This window comes from Mesorhizobium sp. LSJC285A00, assembly GCF_000503155.1.
Lineage (GTDB): Bacteria > Pseudomonadota > Alphaproteobacteria > Rhizobiales > Rhizobiaceae > Mesorhizobium.
In genome coordinates this window covers 36,762-52,521 of record NZ_AYVK01000028.1, presented here as the reverse complement: position 1 = coordinate 52,521, position 15,760 = coordinate 36,762, and the positions used below count along the sequence as shown (strand labels likewise).

10 protein-coding genes and 1 pseudogene are annotated in these 15,760 nt (G+C 58.6%); 2 read left to right on the top strand and 9 right to left on the bottom strand.

From position 1 onward, the window contains the following. Nucleotides 1–86 precede the first annotated feature (86 nt). The gene (locus X726_RS147165; protein WP_156940689.1) at nt 87–1,853 is read left to right on the top strand and encodes a N,N-dimethylformamidase beta subunit family domain-containing protein; all 1,767 of its coding nucleotides are present in this window, start codon (nt 87–89) and stop codon (nt 1,851–1,853) included. An 804-nt stretch (nt 1,854–2,657) separates the two neighbouring features. Here the strand turns inward: X726_RS147165 and ehuB are convergent. From ehuB to X726_RS147180, 3 genes are all read right to left on the bottom strand, one after another. Next, nucleotides 2,658–3,533 carry an ectoine/hydroxyectoine ABC transporter substrate-binding protein EhuB gene (gene ehuB, locus X726_RS147170; RefSeq protein WP_031215193.1) on the bottom strand — a complete coding sequence of 292 codons (876 nt, stop codon included), beginning with the start codon at nt 3,531–3,533 and terminating at the stop codon, nt 2,658–2,660. Nucleotides 3,534–4,429: 896 nt separating this feature from the next. Further along, complete coding sequence (locus X726_RS147175; protein WP_023671630.1) at nt 4,430–5,575, bottom strand: M20 family metallopeptidase; 1,146 nt, start codon at nt 5,573–5,575, stop codon at nt 4,430–4,432. A gap of 38 nt (nt 5,576–5,613) precedes the next feature. Then, nucleotides 5,614–6,804 (bottom strand): aminotransferase class V-fold PLP-dependent enzyme, encoded by a 1,191-nt coding sequence (locus X726_RS147180; protein ID WP_023671629.1) that lies wholly within the window; start codon nt 6,802–6,804, stop codon nt 5,614–5,616. A gap of 290 nt (nt 6,805–7,094) precedes the next feature. On the opposite strand from X726_RS147180, the gene X726_RS147185 reads away from it, so the two are divergent. After that, nucleotides 7,095–7,556, top strand: coding sequence for an Lrp/AsnC family transcriptional regulator (locus tag X726_RS147185; RefSeq protein ID WP_023671628.1), 462 nt, complete (start codon nt 7,095–7,097; stop codon nt 7,554–7,556). A gap of 644 nt (nt 7,557–8,200) precedes the next feature. Here the strand turns inward: X726_RS147185 and X726_RS01000000167210 are convergent. The 6 genes and pseudogenes from X726_RS01000000167210 to X726_RS147200 all read right to left on the bottom strand — a co-directional run bounded on the left by X726_RS01000000167210 (nt 8,201) and on the right by X726_RS147200 (nt 15,135). Next, entirely contained in the window at nt 8,201–9,157 is a 957-nt protein-coding gene (locus X726_RS01000000167210) for an amidohydrolase (RefSeq protein ID WP_023671626.1), read from the bottom strand. A gap of 1 nt (nt 9,158) precedes the next feature. Further along, a pseudogene (locus X726_RS1000000172285) lies at nt 9,159–9,419 on the bottom strand (amidohydrolase); the annotation flags it as partial. 40 nt (nt 9,420–9,459) lie between these two features. Beyond that, on the bottom strand, nt 9,460–10,638 hold the full coding sequence (locus X726_RS147190) for a M24 family metallopeptidase (protein ID WP_023671625.1): 1,179 nt from the start codon (nt 10,636–10,638) through the stop codon (nt 9,460–9,462). 198 nt (nt 10,639–10,836) lie between these two features. Next, entirely contained in the window at nt 10,837–11,907 is a 1,071-nt protein-coding gene (locus X726_RS1000000169380; protein ID WP_084630848.1) for a GlxA family transcriptional regulator, read from the bottom strand. Between the two features lie 336 nt (nt 11,908–12,243). Then, entirely contained in the window at nt 12,244–13,647 is a 1,404-nt protein-coding gene (locus tag X726_RS147195; protein ID WP_023671624.1) for an aspartate aminotransferase family protein, read from the bottom strand. A gap of 12 nt (nt 13,648–13,659) precedes the next feature. After that, nucleotides 13,660–15,135, bottom strand: coding sequence for an NAD-dependent succinate-semialdehyde dehydrogenase (locus tag X726_RS147200; RefSeq protein WP_031215191.1), 1,476 nt, complete (start codon nt 15,133–15,135; stop codon nt 13,660–13,662). Between the last annotated feature and the right edge of the window lie 625 nt (nt 15,136–15,760).

Below are 15,760 nucleotides of genomic sequence, written 5' to 3'. Positions count from 1 at the left end.
GAAACAGTCGTTCTAGCGCTGCTACATTGTACAAAGACTAAGGCGACAGGTGGTTCTGCACGGTTCTAATTCCTGAGGAGCTTGTAATGAGTTTGACCCGACCGATGACTCGTTTGCCAGAACCACCGGTCATTCTGCGGCGGAGGGTCCCGCCTCAAACTGAGGAGTTCCTGCCCGGCGTTCATCCTTCACTAACGTCGGGATACCGCTATGTCGCTTTCCCGGCGACCGGCCGAGAAGCAATACCGTACTTCGCGGGCTATATGGCGGCCGTCAGCGTTGCCCCTGGAGACGAACTCGCGGTGCACGTGGCGACGCGGTCTTCAGAACGCTGTTACGTCGACATCTACCGCGTGACCGGGTGCGAGGATGCTCATCTTCATCCGAAGTTCTCCTTCGTTCAGCGGTTTGGCCCTGTCGAACCACACCGTCTGCCACAGTCGGCGGGGGGGCGCCTCCTAGGACCTGGTGACGCCGACTCCGAAGGATGCCGCTGGCCGAAGGTCAACCTCCTAGACAGCGTTCCTAATGAGTGGCCGAGCGGCGTGTACGTGGCTCAGTTCTGCGCGGACGAAATGCCACGGGAGCGCGCCGCCGATCGGGCAGGCGAAGATGCGCTGTTCATCGTCCGGCGCGGCAGCGGCCGCCCAGGGGGCCAGATACTCTGTCAAGTCAACGTCGCTACCTGGCTCGCCTACCACATCTGGCACAACCGAAGCTTGTACCATGGGCGGTCGGATGATGGCCAGTACTGGGAAGAACTGAGGAATTCAAAGGCATCGATCCATCGGCCAGGTCTCGGGTTATGTTACCCGAACGGAAACATTCTAGGGCCATACCCGCCGAAGTCGGGGCACACGTTTGCCTTCATCGACTGGTTGGAACGCGAAGGAATTTCCGTCGACTTTTGCTCTGGTCTGGACATATCTAACGGGTATGCAAACCTTTCTGATTATTCTGCTCTCGTCACGATTGGCCATGACGAGTACTGGACTGCAAAACAGCTTGACGCCGTCCGCGCCTTCCGGGATTCCGGTGGTGCCACGATCTTCCTTGGTGGCAATCTAGCCTGCTATCTTGTCCGAGAGACTTCGGACGATACTGCAATCGAGTGCTATAAGGCCTCGGGCGATCACGCTGACAGCGAGCATGGCGACGGCGGGGAATCGCTTGATCCGCTGCACGCCGCAACACCCAACCCTTTGATTACAGGGTTCACTTGGCATCTGCGGCCAGAGTCAACGACAACCACGACCGGCGTATACAATTACACGCGTCGACCTGGAGCGCCGCGGGAGGTACTGACCGGCGGAATGTTTTGGTACTGGGAGCTCTTCGGTGGGCCATCGCGCCCTAAGTGCGGCTTTACCGTGTGCGATCCCGAGCATTGGGTTTTCTATGGTGCAGAGGTTGGGGACGGAGACACCTTCGGTGCAGAAATAAAGCTCCTTGGGCATGAGGCTGATGGTCTCGAAGTCGAGTTACATGGCCAGCGTCCAAAACTCACATTCGCCGATGGAGCACTACCAGGAACTCGGTTGCTTGCCGTCGCCGATTGTCGGCGTTGGGGTGAATGGGACTTTGGCGGCTGGCCAGCAGCTTACAAGCAGACTTCGGGCCCGCGCGAAACGCTTGGGAGCCTGGGTGGATTCGTCACGATGGTCGTCCACGAAGAGCCCGGCAAAGGCCTACTGTTCAATGCTCCGACGGTGGATTGGGTGTTTGGACTCGTAGAGTCGATTGACTGGACCGCAACGCGCAGCCTCGAGCCTCCAGTGTTGCCGGCAGACCCCGTAGTCGAGCAGATTACCCGAAATGTCTTGCTCCGCTCCAGCACTCGACAACCTGGCTGATTACCGGTCCCGGCCATAGCTTCAACGACCGGGCGTCATGCGGTTGGCCGACGATGTGATGCCGAGGGAGCGCATCTGGACTACGCCTGTACTCAACGCGCTTGCCGCAAATTTCGGTACCAGCAAGGTAGCGCATTGCGCCCCACGGCATCGCAGGCTGCTCCCCATGGCTGCATGTGTGATGCGCCCGACTACGCGGGCGTGCGCAGTCGGTCTCTTCCTTGGCAGACGTTTGAGTTTTGCCAGGCTTACGGGACGCTTGCGACATCACGAATGGGTGGCGATCGCGGCGCCGACGACGCATGCCTCACCGAAGCCGGCCACGATCTCGCCGTACCCATTCGCGCAGTCGCGCAGCGACGACCCCCGGCGTTCTTGGCTCGCGAAAGTCCAGTTCGGGCGGCGCTAATCTCGCGCGCCAGGAAGCAATGAGAGGAGGTCGGGGACAAGATTTTGGATGTGCGGAGGAACTTCCATCCCGCGGGTAACGCTGTCTCGCCTCTTTTTAAGCGAGCCCCATCGGGCGAAATGTCAACACCGCGCACCGCGTCGGTAGAGCTGCGGGCCAAGCGCATGGCTCAATGGTCCCTGGGCCTTCGCGCTGAGGACGGAGAGCGAAAATCGCAAGGGCCACCAAAACACAATTCCGGTAACATCACTATCCCCACAAGAGCAGCCGTGTCACCTCGGCAAGTGCGGGGGAAAGGCGAGCCAAAAAATGAATTTCATGCCCTTGCCTCTCCCTGAGCGCCTCCCCGACCAAGTCGAGGAGGCGCTCACCCATGGTAGCAAATCCCGCTTGGTTCAGCCCTTGCAGAGCTGGGCTGCCGTGGTGCCGTCCGGCAGGTTTGTTTTTGTGTAGCCGTATTTGCCGACTGACCCCATCATTTCTTTGGACGCCAGATAGTCTTTCAATACCGCGTTGAAGGCCTCGACGGTCGCCTGCTGGTTGGGCAGGAAGGCGAGGGCCGGATACCCTTTGGGACTATCGGGAAGCAGATCGGTCACATCCATGCTGGCGTCCTTGGCGGCGAACTCCTTCATGGTGAAATAGTCGCCTACACCCGCGGCCGCGCGGCCGGCTTTCACGGCCTGCAGGACCTCTGCGGATCCGGCGACCTGCAAAATCTTCTCGTCGGCGATGCCGGCCTTGCGAGCATTCTGGACGTCGTCCCAGCCCGCGCCGGTGGCGACGGTCAGGCCCTTTTCGCGCAGATCCTTATAAGAGCGCAGGTTCTGCGGATTGCCCTTCGGCACGATCAGAGCTGCGCTTAAAACAGCGAGCGGCTCTGTGAATAGCACGTTGCGGCAGCGGTCGGGTAGGATGTACATGCCGCCGGTAATGATGTCGAGGCGACCGGCATGCATGCCGGGGATGAGCGAACCCCACTCAGTCACAACCGGCTCGACCTTGGTGGTGCCCAGCTTCTTGAGTAGGTCCAGCGCCATTGCGTTCACCCAGCCGAGCGGCTCGTTGTTTGGGCCCGGAATGGAAAAGGGCGGCTCGTTCGAGAAGCCAAGCCGGACTGTTTCTCCGTTTTTGATCTTGTCGAGCAGCGACTGAGCCGACGCTGACCCAGCGAATGCTACAGTGGCGAGGGCCAAAGCCAACGCAGCCACCTCCAGAAATACACGTCTGAAAAGTTTGCTCCTAGTCCCCAGGGATAGCCACATGTTCATTTGAAAGTTCCTTCCATTGCGCTTGGCCGCTGGTCCCGCCGGATGACGTTGTGGAGAGGACGTCGAGCCAGTGCTTTTACATGGACCAGAACGCGGCGGTTTCCCGTCTCTGGCGGACTGCACGTCGTGACATCTGGAGAACTTATTTCTCCGTCAAATGTCTGACAGCTTTTCCCGCCTGATAAAACTAGCAGCCTTACGCTCCGCGATTATGCGGAATTTAACTGATGCGTGCAGCAAATCGGCGATTTTCGCGTGCTCTAGGACGCCGTTGAACGCCTGAGGTGGGCCGCTCGACAGTTGATCGTTTTGTGAACGACAGGGCGTGAACAGACACTACGTTGTCCCAGAGCGTGCGTAGCCTCACTCCCTGCAAGCGGTGCTCGATGGGGACGACTAAGCGCAACCACCATCGGCCGGAAGCCGCGGCAGTCGTTGAATCCATGGCATTTGCCTGCAGGAGGCGTGGCAGAAATCTCGTCCAGCCGTGCGGCAGGACCCTTCCGGCTTACCTCAGCGCCGACTCGTCAGCCTGGCAGCAGGCTTGGCAAGCGGCGCGCTTTCCTTGCTGTTCTTGGGGGCGTCGATCGCTGGGGCTTAAGACCGGGGGCCGGCAAGGTACTCAAGTTTAACCGCAACGTTGCTGATCCGAACCGTGGAGCGTCGATCATGTGCGACGCGTGCAGGTCGGTATTGCAGAAAGCTTCGAGATTAGCGTCATTTGAGGTGACGGATTTCCATCTCAACGCGAAAACTCTTGCCGCTCGGAGAGGTGGCGTGAGGGGCTCGATATGGGCGCCGACGATCGACCGCCGCGAATGCGCTGCTCCAACGAGCCCGACGTCATCGCCGGGCCCGTGACATCCTTTGTATGATCGTGACGGTTCGAATTGTCTTTAGTAACTGAGCATAATCTTTCGATAGATTTCGACCGCCTTCACCACTTGGTTTATTTCCACATACTCGTTTGCGGTATGCGCCTGATCGATGCTTCCTGGGCCCAGGATAACGCATGGGATCCCTCCCAACGAGAGCTGGCTTGCGTCCGTACCATAGGGAACTCCACGGTGCTCGCCCGTTCCGGCAACCTCAGCACAGGCCTTTGCGGCTACTGCGGCGATCTTGGTTGCTTCGGCACTCGGGGGAGCTGGATCTTCCAATGCCGGCAGCAACGAGCGGGCCTTGATCTTATCGGGGTCTTGGCGCAGCTCCTCCAAAATGGTTTCTACCTCTTGGAGAGCGTCTGCCGGCCGTTCTCCTGGTATGAGTCGCCTGTCGATCCACACGCGGCACGAAGGCGGCACCGTCGCCAGTTCTGCTCCCCCTTCAATGAGTGTGATCGTGAGAGTCGGGGGGCTGACCAGCGGATGTACTCGTTTCGATAAAGTTTCATTGATTTTATCGAGGGCCAAAATCACCTTGGCCATGCCCGTGATTGCGTTCACTCCAAGGTGCGGTTTGGAGCTATGAGCAGGCACGCCCTCAACTTCCACCTGCCAGCGGACTGAACCCTTGTGGGCAACGACGAGCTCCAAGTCAGTCGGTTCACCGACTACGGCGGCCTCATATGAAACACCTGACTGAGCGATCTTTCGCGCCCCCTTTTTTCGGTATTCTTCGTCAACGCTTGCGCCCAGGACGATGGTGGCCCGGGGCTTTCGATCCCCGAGGGTGCTGAGAGCCATCAACATGGCGGCGAGGGGGCCTTTGTCGTCACAGCTTCCCCGTCCGTAGATCCGTCCGTCCCTCTCTTCCGGAGAAAAGGGGTCTGTTTCCCAATTGTCAACGGGAACCGTATCCATGTGGGATATGAACAGAACTCTTCTGTCTGGGTCCTGCCCCGGAACCCAGGTGAAAAAATTCGAGCGTCCGTCAGTTACTTCTTGATATTCGAACGGGAGATTGCGATCTCGGCAGAAAGCCTCAAGATGTGCAGCAATCTTCTGTTCTCCACTGCCCTTTGGCGACGCTGACGGGTTGATACTCTCAATTTTGATGAGTTCCTTGAGAAGCGCGACCGTTTGTGTGCTTATGGACGACATAAATACTCCTATCCCTCCTTGAGAATGCAAGCTTGCGGCTATTCCAGCCATTTCTTTGCCAGAGCGACGACTTGGTCAGCCTCGTCTGCAGTGTTGTATAGATGAAGTGAGAAGCGCAGCATTCCCCGGCGGACTGAGACGATCACCTGGTTGTTCGACAAATGCTCGTGCAGCGAATGAATCCGGCTGTCGGCTTCCCGCGAACCAGCAAGCGCCGCTTGATCTCCAAGAGCAACAATACTTCCGGTGTGATTCCCTGGTGCCCCGCCGCAAACGGGAAGCCCGAGATCTAACAAGCCCGATGCGAGCCGTCTTGCAACCGATGTGACGCTTTGTTCAATCGCTAACGTGCCGATTTCCATCAGTTGTCCGATTGATGCGTAGGCCGCTATTACGCCGGGGAAATTGTAATGGCCAATTTCAAAACGAGGCGCTCCGGCACGCAATTTTATCGAATCAAATATGGGAGCCGATTCTGGTGCGTCCCCGAGATCGACACTAAAGCGCGCGAGGTAGGCAGGGCTCAGGCGATCGGCCCATTCTCGGCGGCAATACAGAAATCCCAACCCATAGAGCCCCATTAATCCCTTGTAAGAGGATGCCACCAAACCGTCGACACCAAGCCGAGTGATATCAGTATCCAATATACCGACGGACTGCGACGCGTCGGCCAAAAGAAAGGCGCGAACCCGCTTGCAAGCTTCAGCAATCGGTTCCATCACCGTCTTGAAGCCTGGCACCATTGTGACCGTCGATACTGTGACAATACGAGTGCGAGAGTCGATGGCCTTGACGAGAGCTTCGCACGGAATTGAACCGCGATCAGATTCTACAATCCGAAGTTCAATTCGATGCTTGTCCCTGATTTGCAGCCAAGGCAAGATGTTGTTTGCGTGCTCCAATTGCCGGCACAGCACAACATTGTCTCCGGGCCTCCAATCAATCGCGTTTCCGATTATATTGATGCCTTCCGAGGCGTTCTTCGTGATGGCGATTTCATCTTTTTCGGCCGCGATGAATTTGGCGAATCTGGAACGGGTCCGCTCGACAAGTTGCATCATTCTTTCTTCGTCATTGAGGCCATTCAGCCTATTATCGAGGTGCTGATCCATAGACGTTCGGGTCGTCCTGGATATAAGCCCCTGATTTGCGACATCCATGTAAATGGCGCTTTCGGTGGCCGGAAACTCCTGTCGAAGGAGGTCCAAGGGCAGAAAATGGCTTGTCATGCTCGTTATCAGATCCGTGTTCGTGGGTTGAGAATGCAAAACCTACTCATGACGCCCCGTTTCTACAGTTATGAGCCGAAATTGCCTTTTTTAGGAGCCGTCGAGCTACCTTGCGGGCGCCCGTGCCCCGGGGCGGATTCATTAAGAACAAGAGGTCACCACGCGGGCTAACCGAAGGAATTCGCTGATCAAATCATTTTATGGCTTGATCATTGCGGATGTCAGGCTAATATCAGCACAGTCGAGCCGTTTTTCTGCGCAGATGTGCCCTTTTTTGCAGTGATAGTGATATGGACCTGGATCGAGTTGATCGAAAGCTTCTCAATGCCGTGCAGCGCGACAATCGCCTTACGACAGCCGAGCTGGGCGAACTTGCGGGCCTTTCTGCGACCGCTTGTCAACGGCGACTGAAGCGACTGCGTGATGATGGTGTGATTGAGGCTGACGTTGCCATAGTCTCCCCGCAAGCCGTGGGTCGTCCCATGCTCATGCTGGCGTCTATCAGTCTGGAGCGCGAGCGGGTAGACATCATTGATCGCTTCAAGCAAGCGGTCAGGCGCACTCCTGAGATCATGAGTGCGTACTATGTAACGGGTGAAGCCGATTTCGTTCTCATGATCTCTGTGCGGGACATGGCCGAGTATGAGGCATTTACCCGTCGATTTTTTCACGAGTCTGATATCAAGGCAGTCAAGACGATGGTCGTTATGGACCGGATCAAGGCATCATTAGCTTTGCCTATTGAGGAATAGTGCCGGCACTGCACCCGGGCTCGTTGCTGCTACCGCGGATTTTCCAGTCATCCGGAAAAGCGGCATTCAGCCGGTGATCACGCGGCCGGGCCGATGGCGACCTTCTTGGCAGACAGGTGCATTTCCGGGCGGTCTCCCCATAAGGTTCCGCTGCAAACGCTACGAAAAAATCTCCGGCAACGGGCGCCGCGCGGTCAAAGTCTTGTGGACCTCGCTGATATTCCAGCCAACCTCCGATCACCCAGAGGTCCATCATCATCGCGGAACTGCGGCACAAGAAGGGTGCTGCTGCGCCGAAGCGATCTGAGGCGCTGCGCCAGGGCCAACGATGCGATGCGTGCCGAAGCCGTACGCCGGATCCTGTCTCTGCTCGTCGACCAGTCCACCACCGGGTGAGGCGATGGCTGAGCTCGACCGAGAGATTGCTCGGTGCGCTCGGGATGATGAAAGCCAAGCGAATGATGACATTCCCTGCCTCGGGCCGATTAGCGCGACTGCCGTTACGCGTGGCCCACTGCAAAGACTTTCAGGAGATGACGCGACTTCACGGCATGACTCGGCCGCACGCCGCTGCACCACCGAGTCGCGGGCAAGTCAGTGGGCGCCGGCGAGAGCTGCCGATTTCAATCAATAAATGAACCACTCTAGCTCTGAGGCAACAAGAAATTTCGGGCAGCGTTGCAGAGGACAACAGCGCCTATAGACAGCGCCTGTTCATCGACTCGAAATCGCGGATGGTGAAGTGGATAGATCGCTCCGAGCTCCTCGTTGCGGATGCCCAGCCGGAAATATACCGACGGGCACTTCTCGCTGTAGAAGGCGAAATCATCGGCTGCAGTCCAGCCCGGCGCGCTCACAATGTTGTCCTGCCCCAGCAGGTCGGCCCCAGTTCGGCGGATGAGCTCGACCATGCCAGGGTCGTTGATGACCGGCGGTTCGCCACGCCTTAGGTCCACCTCGGCACTGGCATTGTGGCTTGAAGCGAGGCCATCCACGACCTGGCGCAGCCTCTTCCAAGCGTGCTGACGGGTCGATTCATGCCCGCTTCGGATCGTCCCTTTCAACGTCGCCTCGGCGGCGATCACATTGTAGGCGCCGCCAGCTTCGATGCCGGTGACGGAGACGACCAGCGGATCGTACGGATCGGTCTCGCGCGATACGATCTTCTGCAGCTCCGTCACGATCGAACAAGCAACGGCGATGGCGTCGACGCCTTCGGACGGATTTGCCGCGTGCGCTGAGTTGCCGATAACGATGATGTCAAATGTATCGCAGGCAAGCGTGTACGGCCCTGCGCCGACCGCGATCTTTCCCGTCTCTGTATACGGATCGACATGGATGCCGATCGCCGCGTCGATGTCGTCTAGCAGCCCTTCCTCGACGACCCGGCGGCCGCCGAGCGGTTCCGCCTCTTCCGCGGGCTGGAAGATGATCCTGACGGTGCCGCTGAACGACTGCTTCTGGCGCTCCAGCANGCGGTTCCGCCTCTTCCGCGGGCTGGAAGATGATCCTGACGGTGCCGCTGAACGACTGCTTCTGGCGCTCCAGCAGAACGCCCGCCGCGTAGCCCATCGCGGTGTGGGCGTCGTGGCCGCATGCATGCATGACGCCCGGACGCTCCGAGCTGAACGGCACGCCTGAGGTTTCGGTGATCGGCAGCGCGTCGATATCGGCCCTGAGGACGACCTTGCGATTCGACGGGCCGGCCGTGCCAACCACGTCGACGGCCAGACCGAAACCGGCCACGAGCCTGATCCCGCTCAGTCCAGCGTGCTCCAGCGCCTGCTTCAGATAGGCCTGCGTCTCTCGCTCTTCGTTCGAGAGCTCCGGGTTGCGGTGAAGATGGCGCCGGACCTCCAACATCCGCTGCTGCAGCCTAGCGTCCATCAATCCAATGCCGGCTTCAGCGTTTGACATGGATCTCTCGCGGGAAGCTGGTCAGCGTTTCGCAGCCGTAGGCGGTGACGAGGATCGTTTCGCTCACTTCGATCCCCCAGCCATCCATCCACATACCGAGGATGGAATGAAGCACGTTGCCCGGCTTCAAAATCGTCTTGTCGCCCTGGCGCAGGCTGATCGTGTGTTCGCCCCAGTCTGGCGGATAGGCGGCCCCGATTGAATAGCCGATCCGGGACTCCTTCTTCAGGCCGTAGCGCTGGATGACCTTGCGCCAGCTCGCCTCGACGTCTTCCGCCAGAACACCAGGCTTGATCGCAGCAAGCACCGCCTCCATGCCTTCGAGCACCGCCTTGCCGGTGTCGCTGACCTTTGCTGGCATAGCGCCTAGCTGAAGCGTCCGGGCCAGACCGGCGGCGTAGCGGCGCACGACCCCGGCGAGTTCGAGCGCGACGGTTTCGTTCTCGCCAAAGCGGCGGTCGCTCCACATGATATGCGGTGCCGAGGCATTATCGCCGCCCAGTATGGTCGGCGGCAGCGCGGTGATGTCGCCCGCGAAATCCGGCGAGCCGGCTATCTGGGCGGCCTGGATCTTGGCGACGGCGTCGCACTCGCGCACGCCTGGCGCAATCACGTCATAGGCCGCGGTGACCGCCGCCTCGGCAAGGCGCGCGGCTTTGCGGAGGTAGCCAATCTCAGCGTCCGACTTGACGCTGCGGATCCAGTTCACCAGAAGGTCGGCGTCGTGGAAGGTTGCATTGGGCAGGCCCGCGGTCAGCCGTGTATGCGCCTTTGGGGAATAGTAGTAGGCCTCGAGCTCGATGCCGATATTGCCGCGCCCCCAGCCCTTTCTTTCGATCCAGGCAGCAATCCAGTCCATTGGATGGCGGTCAGGCCGCTGGACATGATCTTCCGGAAACCCGACGACATTCTCGGGCTTCATCCATGCGGTCAACAGCCCGCCCGCGGCATCCATGGCGCGACCGATCCAAACCGGCTCCTCGTCGGCGAGCGGCACCAGGACCATTTGCGGCGTGTAGAACGACCAGCCGTCATAGCCGGTGATGTAGTGCTGGTTGGCGACGTCGTTGACCATCAGCAGGTCAAGGTTGCGGCGCGCCATTTCGGCGCGGATGGCGGAAAGCCTGCCGCGGTACTCGCTGAGCGCAAAGGGCAATTGGATCATATCGAATTATCCTATTCTATGGTGTGCAAGTGTGTTCACTTAACGCCAGTGCTAGTAAGCGGGCTGGCCCGACCCGGGTTGCAACGGGACAAATCGACAAGAGCTGATCGAAGCCGGACCTGTTCGACCTCGGTTATGCTAAGGCCAGTCAGCAAAGGAGCGCCATAAGCAATCTGGAGAAAACAACGCGGCGCTCTGCTAGTGGCAGTTAGGCATTCTTTCGTTACTTAGTCTCCGATCGATTTGCCGAGTTCTATTTTCCGGCCCGTTCGACCGCATTCTCTCTCGTTGGTAAACTGGCAATCGTGATTGATGCGGCGCGCATCCGTAAGCGTCGCGATACGCTTTCGAGAAATGCGATGCAGAGACAAAGCCGCAAGCCATCGCGATTTCAACGACTGGCAGGCGCGAGCTGATGAGTAGCAGGTGCCCTCGTTCCAGACGAAGATCCAAATAGTAGCGGCTCGGAGAACATCCTAGTTCCCGCCTAAACAGCCGCTCGATTTGACGGCGGGATAGTCGGGCGACTCCCACAAGTTCGTCCAATAGCAATGGCTCGGTGAGGTTTGCCTCCATCGCCTCGATTACCTTGATGACGGCTTGGTGATTTAGTTGCACTCGAGAATGAAGAGGAAGACGTTGGCGGTCACCCGCTGAACGGGTGCTACACGCGATAGCTTTTTCGCAAATTCGGCTGACGACTATCGCCCCATGATGATGGTCGACTAAGTCAAGAAACATGTCGAAGGGGGCGTCTCCTCCGGCGCAAGTGTAGAAGTTCCCGTCCCGCTCGAAGGCTGTTTGAGTGGCTATCACGCCTGGGAACCGCTCAGAGAACATAGGAAACTGTTCCCAGTGAATCGCGCAACGCCGCCCTTCTGCAAGCCCCGCCCGAGCAAGCGCAATCGTACCGCTACTTAATCCTACGAAGCTACCGCGGCGGTTGCGACACTCTCGAAGCCATGCATCAAGCTGTTTGTCTGGACTAGGAGCATTGCGGCCGCCCACGACTACGACGGCAGGGGTTGAGATTGATCGCCGGGTCTTTTCACGTTCGAATGGCAACGAAGAATCGGCGCAAACCAACAGCCCGCAACTCGAGGCCGCAGGTTGCCCGTCGTCCGAAATGACCTGCCAGCTATACACGTCCCGCCCCAAAACCTCGTTGGCGAGCCTCAGCGCTTCAACTGCCGACGAGAAGGCCTGGAGCGAGAAGCCCGGCAGCAGATAAAAGCGAAAATTTTGGCACGTTGACTGTGAGTCTAGCATCCCGGTTCCTTTCTCCGACCCTGAGCCAACGGCGAGACTGACTTTCTTCCTTGGAGACCAGAGCAGCTACGCAACAAGAAGCGCTCTGCGCCCATCGAACCGTATTCCGCTAGCTGCTTCGCAACGCCCGATCGCCCCCGGCTCACCAGCTAGGCTCGGGTCTTGCGCGCTACTGCGCCGGCCCGCCGCGGTCGGGGGGCCGTTTCGGCGCAAGATGTCATTCTATCTTTCCGCTCACGCCCGGTGAACCGCTCAATACAGCGGGCCAGCCTGGGCCTGTCGAACATCCCGAGGCTTTCAGGGCCTCCTGACATCGCAAATTCGGCAGCCCGCGCCTCAGATGTTATGCCCGTCTCGCGTGAGCTCATCCATGACGAAGCGAACTGCACTCTCAGCGATGCCAACGATTTCTTCGACTTCAGCCTTGGTTGTCACCAAGGGAGGAGCGAAGCCGAGAATGTCACCATGCGGCATCGCGCGAGCAATCAGACCACGTTCACGCGCTGCCTTGGAAATTCGTGCACCAACCTTGAGGGCAGGATCAAAACGCCTTTTCTTGTCACGATCGCTCACGAACTCGATTGCGCCCATGAGGCCGACGCCGCGTACTTCGCCGACGATCGGCAGCTGCGCGAATTTCGCCTTCAACCGCGCCTGGAAGAATGCACCGACCTCGCGAGCGTTCCCCGGAAGGTCTTCTTTCTCGACGATGTCAAGCACTGCGTTGGCCGCGGCAGCCCCGATCGGGTGGCCCGAATAGGTGTAACCGTGCGAGAATGCGCCGACCCTGTCCGCCCCGTCCTCCAGGACCCTGTAGACCTTTTCACCGACGATTGCCGCGGAAAGGGGGAAATAAGCCGAGGTCAGACCCTTTGCGATGGTTATGAGGTCTGGTTCGATTCCGTAATGCTGCGAGCCGAACATGGAGCCGGTCCGACCAAAGCCAGTTATGACTTCATCTGCAATGAGGAGCACATCGTGCTTTTTGAGCACGGGCTGGATTGCTTGCCAGTAACCTTCCGGCGGAGGCGTGATACCGCCGGTGCCGAGCACCGGCTCGCCGATGAAGCCGCCAACATTTTCTGGCCCCAGGTGTTCGATCAGCTGGTCAAGTTCCTCGGCGCGCCGCGCTGAAAATTCGCGTTCGGACTCGCCTGCGTTCGCGCCCCAGTAGTGATGTGGAACACCGGTGTGAATGATCTGCGGGAGCGGGAGATCCATGTGGTCGTGATAGAAGCTCATGCCCGTCATCGAGCCGGACACGACACTGCACCCGTGATAGCCGCGTTCACGCGAGATGATCTTCTTCTTGTTCGGCTTGCCACGCAGATTGTTGTAGTACCAGACAAGCTTGGCCTGGGTCTCGTTCGCATCCGACCCGGACATGCCGTAGAAGACCTTGCTCATCTTGCCCGGCGCCATCTTTACGAGGCGATCGGAAAGGATCGCGAGCTCGTCCGTCGTGTGCGCCGCATACGAGTGATAATAAGCTAGTCGATAGGCTTGACGCGAGATCGCTTCTGCCACTTCGGTGCGGCCATAGCCGACATTGACGCAGTAGAGGCCGGCAAAACCGTCGATAAATTGGTTGCCATGCGCGTCCTGAATGCGGATTCCCTTCCCTGTCTCGACGATCGTCGGCTCACCGAGCTTACCGCTGGCAAAATCCTTGAGCTGCGTGAATGGATGCAGGACAGCGTTTCTATCTTTTTCGCTGATATCCTTGATGTTGATAGTCATAGGGCTTTCCTTTCAGTCTGAGATGTTGCCGATGCACACGTATTTCGGTTCAAGATATTCGGCGAGACCATGTCTTGAGCCCTCCCGGCCGAGCCCGGATTGCTTCCATCCGCCGAAAGGTATGGGCGCGCCGGTAAATTTCGGTGTGTTGACAGCGACCATGCCGTATTCCAACTGGTCGGTCAGCCTCATGGCGCGGTTCAGATCTCTTGTGTAAAGGTAAGCCGCAAGGCCCATTTCCGAGTTGTTGGCCCGCGCAAGCACTTCCGCCTCTTCATCGAACGGAAGGATTGCAGCCACTGGCCCAAAGGTCTCTTCCTTGGCGATCAGCATGTCGTCAGTGACGTCGGCTAGAACAGTCGGGGTCACAAAATTGCCGCCGAGCGGACTGTCCTGTCCGCCAACAACGATGCGGGCACCGGCACAAAGAGCTTCGGAAACCTGCCGTCTGCACTTTTCCGTGACGGAGGGTTTGGTCATTGGACCAATGTCGACACCGGACTCGAATCCGTGCCCGACTTTCAGTTTACTGGTGGCCTTCGCGAATTCCTCTACAAAGCGCTCATAGCTTCCCCGCTGGACGTAGATCCTATTCGCTGCCAGGCAGTCCTGACCGGATGTGGCGAATTTGGCTGCCATGCATCCAGCCACGGCAGTCTCCATCGGTGCGTCATCGAATACGATAAAAGGAGCATTGCCGCCGAGCTCAAGTGAAGCCTTCTTCAGCGTTTTTGCGGACTCCTCGAGCAGGATCCGACCGACCTCGGTCGAGCCCGTGAACGAGAATGCCCGCACATCGGTATGATTCAGCAGCCGCTTGGCGAGTGGGGCAGCCTCTCCCGTGATCACTTGAAACACGCCGGCGGGAATTCCTGCGTCCTCGGCAAGACGGGCAAGCGCCAGAGCTGACAAGGGGGTTTCGGGGGCGGGCTTGACAATCATGGTGCAACCGGCCGCCAGCGCGGCTCCTGCTTTCCTGGTGATCATCGCCGAGGGAAAGTTCCAAGGCGTTATGGCGACCGTTACTCCGACCGGCTGGAGCTGCACGGAGAGTCGGCTGCCGGCGAGATGGCTCGGGATGGTCTCGCCGTAGGCCCGCTCGCCCTCCGCTGCAAACCAGTCAAGAAAGCTAGCGGCATATGAAATCTCACCGCGCGCCTCGGCTAACGGTTTGCCTTGCTCGGCGGTCATGATAGCGGCAAGGTCTTCCGCATTCTCGCGCATACCTGCAGCCCATTTCCGCAGGTAGTCGCCCCGTACCGAAGGAAGAACATCACGCCATCGTTGAAATGCGCTTTTCGCGACTTTGACTGCGGTGTCCACGTCGGACATCTCGCAGGCCGCCACATGAGCCAGCTCCTCGCCGGTGGCCGGGTCCACCACAGAGAGTGTTTCAGCCTTGGACAGCCAGGCGCCATTCACATAAGCACACTTTTGCACAAGGTCCTGCCGTTTTAGCCCTTTCAATATGGTTGCTGAACCTTTCATTAGTGACCCCAGTTGATTGTCCATTTCCGTCAAACTAGCCCCGCAGCTGCGGCGATTGGCAGCGTGATGTATGGCGGCCAAGGCGTTCTCCTGCGAATAATGACGTTCTGCTGAGTTTTTCCGTCTGATCTCTGCCTGCTCTATGAGAGCCGCATCAAGGAATCGGAACATTTCTATAGTCTAGGCGTAGCCTGCGACGTCGCGCACGTAGCTGGCAAGTGTGGGCCACGCTATAGCGGTGCCTCTTGCGGGGATGTGCCGGCACTTGGTTACAGAGTACATGGGGCAAAGTTGTTGTGGCTCTTCGATAGAATCGAAGAGCGTCTCGATTGAAAGAACATTGGGTGACCCTAACTTGATGCGAGATCTCCTGCTTAGCTATCCTCGCGGTGGAGATCTAATTGGTCCAAACCCCACCCCTCACCAGTCAAAAATCCCTCTCCAAAGATATATCTACGGCGGCATTCCGAGCGGATCGCCGCCCGCCCGATAGGCGACGAAAGAACTATGAAAGAGGATTCGCTGCGCAGCCGCGCAAAAAACGCAGATGTTATGCGGCATCTCCGCGCTGGCGGGAAAAGCCCAGCGTCTAAGCCGTGCTACCGTGTGAAGGAACCCAAGCGGA

Bases quoted from the DNA above. Each gene is read 5' to 3' on its own strand.
- X726_RS147165 (WP_156940689.1), top strand. From the start codon at position 87: ATGAGTTTGACCCGACCGATGACTCGTTTGCCAGAACCACCGGTCATT.
- ehuB (WP_031215193.1), bottom strand. From the start codon at position 3,533: ATGAACATGTGGCTATCCCTGGGGACTAGGAGCAAACTTTTCAGACGT.
- X726_RS147175 (WP_023671630.1), bottom strand. From the start codon at position 5,575: ATGTCGTCCATAAGCACACAAACGGTCGCGCTTCTCAAGGAACTCATC.
- X726_RS147180 (WP_023671629.1), bottom strand. From the start codon at position 6,804: ATGACAAGCCATTTTCTGCCCTTGGACCTCCTTCGACAGGAGTTTCCG.
- X726_RS147185 (WP_023671628.1), top strand. From the start codon at position 7,095: ATGGACCTGGATCGAGTTGATCGAAAGCTTCTCAATGCCGTGCAGCGC.
- X726_RS147190 (WP_023671625.1), bottom strand. From the start codon at position 10,638: ATGATCCAATTGCCCTTTGCGCTCAGCGAGTACCGCGGCAGGCTTTCC.
- X726_RS1000000169380 (WP_084630848.1), bottom strand. From the start codon at position 11,907: ATGCTAGACTCACAGTCAACGTGCCAAAATTTTCGCTTTTATCTGCTG.
- X726_RS147195 (WP_023671624.1), bottom strand. From the start codon at position 13,647: ATGACTATCAACATCAAGGATATCAGCGAAAAAGATAGAAACGCTGTC.
- X726_RS147200 (WP_031215191.1), bottom strand. From the start codon at position 15,135: ATGAAAGGTTCAGCAACCATATTGAAAGGGCTAAAACGGCAGGACCTT.